Here is a 5,538-nt window from a genome sequence, read left to right as displayed (position 1 = left end):
TCGCGGAGCCGCTGGTCGGCTCGACGTTTGTCGCCCGCTCCGCACCGTCCGTTTGGTGATCTTGAGCCGCAGCCCGCTCGGCGCTTCGACCACCTGCCCGACCATCTCCAGTTCGGCGAAGGGGTCGAGCCCCTCGACGAGCAGGTTGCCGCGGAAGCGCAGCGGGTCCACGGGCACGCCGAGATAATCCTCCACCGCCGCCACGCTCGCACGGTTGATGAGCGACACGTAGCCGGTTGGGGAATCCGTGAACCGGTATTGCGGCGGGGCGGCGAGCACCTTCGGTTCGCCCCGCAGGCTCCCGGGAATGAACCGCCGCATCAGATCCGCAAGCCCCTCTCGGCCGGCCTCGGTGTCGAGGTTGAAGGCCTGCGGCTCGCCATGGCCCTCGACGGTGAGAGTCGCCGTAGCATCCTCGTAGCGGGTGCGCAGGCGGGCGAGCGCCTCGTCACGCATGAGCATCAGGTACTTCGTCTTCGGCTGATGGCGGGGCGCCACCGCGTTGAAGCCCGAGGGCCCGTTCTCGATGGCGTAGAGCCGGTCGCCCGGGAAGAAGCCGCTGGTCTCGAGGTCCGCCCGCTCGACGGGTTCGGGACTCAAGCCCTTCACCGGATAGCGGTAGAGAGCGCTGACATGAATCAATGCGGTCATGCGCGAAGCGTGGCCCTGAAATGATCCGTCACGCAAGAGCCTCATCGCCCCTTGTGGTGCCCAATTGCAACACCACATCGGGATCACCGGCGGCCGCCAATGGCGCCGGGGCCCTCGCGCGGCGGATAGCCGGAGGGCGACGTTTCGGTGGCGCCGCGCCTCTCATCGGGCGGCGGATGCCGGTACGGGAGGGTTGTGCATGAACTTCGAAAAGTACACCGAGCGCGCCCGCGGCTTCGTGCAGGCGGCTCAGAACCTCGCGATGCGCGAGGGACATCCCCAGCTTCAGCCGGGTCACCTGCTCAAGGTGCTGCTCGACGATCCGGAAGGCCTCTGCGCCGGCCTGATCGACCGCGCGGGCGGGCAGTCGCGGGTGGCGCTGGCTCAGACCGAGCAGTGGCTCGCCAAGCAGCCGAAGGTCTCCGGCAACGCGGCCGCCCCGCAGGCGACGCGCGAGCTGATGCGCCTGTTCGACACCGCCGAGAAGGCCGCCGAGAAGGCGGGCGATTCCTACGTCACGGTGGAGCGGCTGCTCCTCGCCCTGGCGGTGGAGAAGGATTCCGAGGCCGGCCGCGCGCTCCAGGCGGCGGGTGTCACCCCCGCCTCGCTGAACGCGGCGATCAACGCCCTGCGCAAGGGCCGCACCGCCGACAACGCCTCGGCCGAGAACGCCTACGACGCCCTGAAGAAGTATGCCCGCGACCTCACCGAGGCCGCCCGGGACGGCAAGCTCGATCCGGTGATCGGCCGCGACGAGGAGATCCGGCGGACCATCCAGGTCCTGTCCCGGCGCACCAAGAACAATCCGGTGCTGATCGGTGAGCCCGGCGTCGGCAAGACCGCCATCGTCGAGGGTCTGGCCCTGCGCATCGTCGACGGCGACGTGCCGGAGAGTCTCCGGGACAAGAGCCTGCTCGCCCTCGACATGGGCGCGCTGATCGCGGGCGCGAAGTATCGGGGCGAGTTCGAGGAGCGGCTGAAGGGCGTGCTCTCCGAGGTCACCGCGGCAGAGGGCAGCATCATCCTGTTCATCGACGAGATGCACACGCTGGTCGGCGCCGGGAAGGCGGACGGGGCGATGGACGCCTCGAACCTGCTGAAGCCGGCGCTCGCCCGCGGCGAGCTGCACTGCGTCGGCGCGACCACGCTCGACGAGTACCGCAAGCACGTCGAGAAAGACGCGGCGCTCGCCCGGCGATTCCAGCCGGTCTTCGTGTCGGAGCCGACCGTGGAGGACACAGTCTCGATCCTGCGCGGCCTGAAGGAGAAGTACGAGCAGCACCACGGCGTGCGCATCCAGGATTCGGCCCTGGTGGCGGCGGCGACGCTCTCGAACCGCTACATCACCGACCGGTTCCTGCCCGACAAGGCCATCGACCTCATGGACGAGGCCGGCTCGCGCCTGCGCATGCAGGTCGATTCGAAGCCCGAGGAGCTCGACAACATCGACCGGGAGATCGTCCGGCTGAAGATCGAGGCCGAGGCGCTCAAGAAGGAGACCGATTCCGCCTCCCGCGACCGGCTGGTCCGGCTGGAGAAGGAACTCGGCGACCTGGAGGAGCGCTCGGCGGCGATCACCGCCCGCTGGAAGGCCGAGAAGGACAAGCTCGGCACCGCGGCCAGCCTCAAGAAGAAGCTCGACGAGGCGCGCAACGAGCTCGCCGCGGCGCAGCGCCAGGGTCAGTATCAGCGCGCGGGCGAGCTCGCCTACGGGGTCATCCCGGGCCTGGAGAAGCAGCTCGCCGAGATCGAGGCCAAGGCCGATGCCAAGTCGGAGAACGGCCGCGACGCGATGATGGAGGAGGCCGTCACCCCCGCCCACATCGCCGGGGTCGTCTCCCGCTGGACCGGCGTGCCGGTGGACAAGATGCTGGAGGGCGAGCGCGAGAAGCTACTGGCCATGGAGGAGGCGCTCGCCAAGCGCGTCGTCGGCCAGCGCGAGGCGGTGGAGGCGGTCTCGACCGCGGTCCGGCGCGCCCGCGCCGGGCTTCAGGATCCGAACCGGCCGATCGGCTCGTTCATGTTCCTCGGCCCCACGGGCGTCGGCAAGACCGAGCTGACCAAGGCGCTCGCCGGCTTCCTGTTCGACGACGACACGGCGCTCGTGCGCATCGACATGTCGGAGTACATGGAGAAGCACGCGGTCGCCCGGCTGATCGGGGCGCCTCCCGGTTATGTCGGCTACGAGGAGGGCGGTGCGCTGACCGAGGCCGTGCGGCGCCGGCCCTATCAGGTCGTGCTGTTCGACGAGGTCGAGAAGGCGCATCCGGACGTGTTCAACGTCCTGCTGCAGGTTCTCGACGACGGGCGGCTGACCGACGGTCAGGGGCGGACGGTGGATTTCCGCAACACGCTGCTGATCATGACCTCGAATCTCGGGTCCGAGTATCTGGTGAACCAGCCTGCGGGCGAGGACACCGACGCGGTCCGCGACGAGGTGATGGGCGTGGTGCGGGGCCACTTCCGGCCGGAATTCCTGAACCGGGTCGACGAGATCATCCTGTTCCACCGCCTGGCGCGGTCGGAGATGGGGGCGATCGTCGAGATCCAGCTCGGGCGGCTGCAGAAGTTGCTGGACGAGCGCAAGATCACCCTGGAGGTCGACGAGGAGGCCAAGACCTGGCTCGCCGACAAGGGCTACGACCCGGCCTACGGGGCGCGGCCGCTCAAGCGGGTGATCCAGAAGAATGTCCAGGATCCGCTGGCCGAGCTGGTGCTCTCGGGCAAGATCCATGACGGCGAGAAAGTGCCGGTTCGCCTGGGCGCGCTGGGCCTGATGATCGGCGACGTCACGGTCGGAGCCGAGCGGCGGCCGGTCAACGCGACGCTGAACTGATCCTGAGACAGACGATCGGGTGGCGCGCCCACACAGGGTGCGCCGCCTTTTCCGTCTCGGCTTCGTTCCACCGGCCCTCGCGACGCGATCGCGATCCCGAGTGACGACGCGTGCCGTATCGGCCGCCAGCGTCACGATGAGCTAGTTGCCTGGACAGCGCGGACGGGCCTGGGGATCCTGGCGGCATGCGTCGCGCCCACGCCGCCCTGATTCTCGCCGAACCCCGCTTCGCTGCGGCGGACCATCACCCGCCGCCCGTCGCGGCTGCCCTCGCCAGGGCCAAGGCCTCCTGCGGATCCGAGGCGGCAACGCACGAGCCCGATGTCATCACGCGGCGGGCCGTCAACGGTAGCGCTATGGCCGACGTCGTCCTGCGTTTGAGTGCCGTTCCGTGCGGTGATGACGCCGCATCGGACGGCGGCACCGCAGGCTGCGAGATGCGGGTCTCCGCATCGAAGAAAGACGAGTTCGTCGAGGCCGTCGATCCGATCGCCTTCTGGAGCGGGAGCACAGACAGCCGGATACGCTAGCGTGCAGCCGCGGGCCGCAGCATGTCGACGAGGCACTGCGCATTCGTTCAGCGGCATCCATGCCGCATGGGGGCGTGCTCCGGTCCGGACAGCAGGCCAGCTCCGACCGCGATCGGTTTGCGGCCGCGGGCGTCACGCAGCCTTTGCCGGACGGCGCACGGTCGGCCAGATTGGCATCGTGCTCGGCGGAGTGCCCCCTGACGGGAGACAGGCGAATTGATCCCATCGCATCTGATCTTAGCCGGAGCCCTGTTGTCCATGATCGCAGCCGCGCCGCCCCTGATGGCAGCCCCCGACGGCATCCGCGCCGTCACCCTTTCGAGCGGCGGCCTTGCCGAAGTGACCCTGGTTCATGCGGTCGACGGCGATACGACGATCGGGCTCAACGTCAGGCCCGAGCAGATCGACGACATCCTCAAGAGCCTCGTCGTGCGTGATCCGCTCGGCACCGTCGGTGCCCTGCGTCTGGACGGCGTGGATCAGGTCGACGAGACGCTGCGGACGATGCCGTTCACCGCGGACGATCTGTCCGCGCCGGCGCGCCTCGTGGGGAAGCTGCAGGGCATTCCAGTCAAGATCCAGAGCGCCGGGCGCACACTCGAAGGCCGGGTGCTCGGCGTATCCGAGCGCAATGCCGGAACCGAGGCGGGCGAGGTCGCGATCCTGACCGTGCTGACCGGGTCGGGCACGCTCGAATCCGTGCCGATCGAGGACGGCGCGACCGTGACGATCCAGGATCCGGTCATGGCGGCCAGGATCGCCGCGGCCGTCGACGCGGCCGGCAAGGCCAAGGTCGGCGATGCCCACCGGGTCGAGATCGATGTCGCGGGACGCGGCCGGCGCGAGGTCCGGTTGACCTATGTCGTCGCCGCGCCCGTCTGGAAGACGAGCTATCGCATCGTCGACGGCGGCGAAGGCCGGGCGAATCTGCAGGCCTGGGCGGTCCTCGAGAATGCCCTCGGCGCGGACTGGAAGGGCGTCGACGTCACCCTGTCGTCCGGATCGCCGGTGGCGCTGCTCCAGCGCCTGCACCGGCGTTACTGGCGCACGAGACCGGAGGCGCCGGTGATGGTCGACGATGTCGGCATGCCCGATCTCGACCAGGGCACGGTCGCCCCGAAGACGCTGTCCCGTCTGCGTGCCCCCGCGGCGCCCGCTGCCGCTGTGCCCCTTCCGGCTCCGATGGCGCGCCTCGACGCGCGCCTGGACGCTGCGGAATCCGGCTACGAGGCTGCGGCCGCGACGGCGAGTGCCGGGGCCAGCGAGGGAGATGTGTCGGCCAACTTCACGCTGCCGCATCCGGTCGATCTCCGCGCCGGCGGCACGCTGTCCGTGCCGTTCATCGATACCGAGATCGAGGCCGAGCGGATCGCCCTCTGGAAACCGGGTCAGGGGATCCATCCGATCGCGGCCCTCAGGATCCGCAACGGCACCGCCGCGATGCTGCCCGCCGGTCTCATCACCCTTCTACGACGGCAGGCCGGCTACCTCGGGGATGCGCGCCTGCCCGCGACCCCCGTC

Annotated in this window: 3 protein-coding genes and 1 pseudogene; 3 read left to right on the top strand and 1 reads right to left on the bottom strand. The window is 69.5% G+C overall.

Annotated elements, in window-relative coordinates; genetic code table 11:
• Window positions 1-651: pseudogene (locus I53_RS24845) on the bottom strand (MOSC domain-containing protein); the annotation flags it as partial.
• 199 nt (window positions 652-850) lie between these two features.
• On the opposite strand from I53_RS24845, the gene clpB reads away from it, so the two are divergent.
• From clpB to I53_RS24830, 3 genes are all read left to right on the top strand, one after another.
• Window positions 851-3,487: an ATP-dependent chaperone ClpB gene (gene clpB, locus I53_RS24840; protein WP_043355766.1), complete on the top strand. Its 2,637-nt coding sequence runs from the start codon at window positions 851-853 to the stop codon at window positions 3,485-3,487.
• A 185-nt stretch (window positions 3,488-3,672) separates the two neighbouring features.
• Window positions 3,673-4,017 (top strand): hypothetical protein, encoded by a 345-nt coding sequence (locus I53_RS24835; protein ID WP_051045066.1) that lies wholly within the window; start codon window positions 3,673-3,675, stop codon window positions 4,015-4,017.
• 258 nt (window positions 4,018-4,275) lie between these two features.
• Window positions 4,276-5,538, top strand: a 1,263-nt coding sequence (locus I53_RS24830; protein WP_251982448.1) for a DUF4139 domain-containing protein, incomplete at its 3' end; no start/stop codon positions are given.

It is taken from the genome of Methylobacterium sp. B1 (genome assembly GCF_000333255.1).
Classification (GTDB): domain Bacteria; phylum Pseudomonadota; class Alphaproteobacteria; order Rhizobiales; family Beijerinckiaceae; genus Methylobacterium; species Methylobacterium fujisawaense.
Note: the sequence above shows the minus strand (reverse complement) of the source record. Positions and strands in the feature narration are given on the sequence as shown.

Excerpts from the sequence above, each read along its gene's own strand:
- clpB (WP_043355766.1), top strand. The coding sequence starts at position 851 with ATGAACTTCGAAAAGTACACCGAGCGCGCCCGCGGCTTCGTGCAGGCG.
- I53_RS24835 (WP_051045066.1), top strand. The coding sequence starts at position 3,673 with ATGCGTCGCGCCCACGCCGCCCTGATTCTCGCCGAACCCCGCTTCGCT.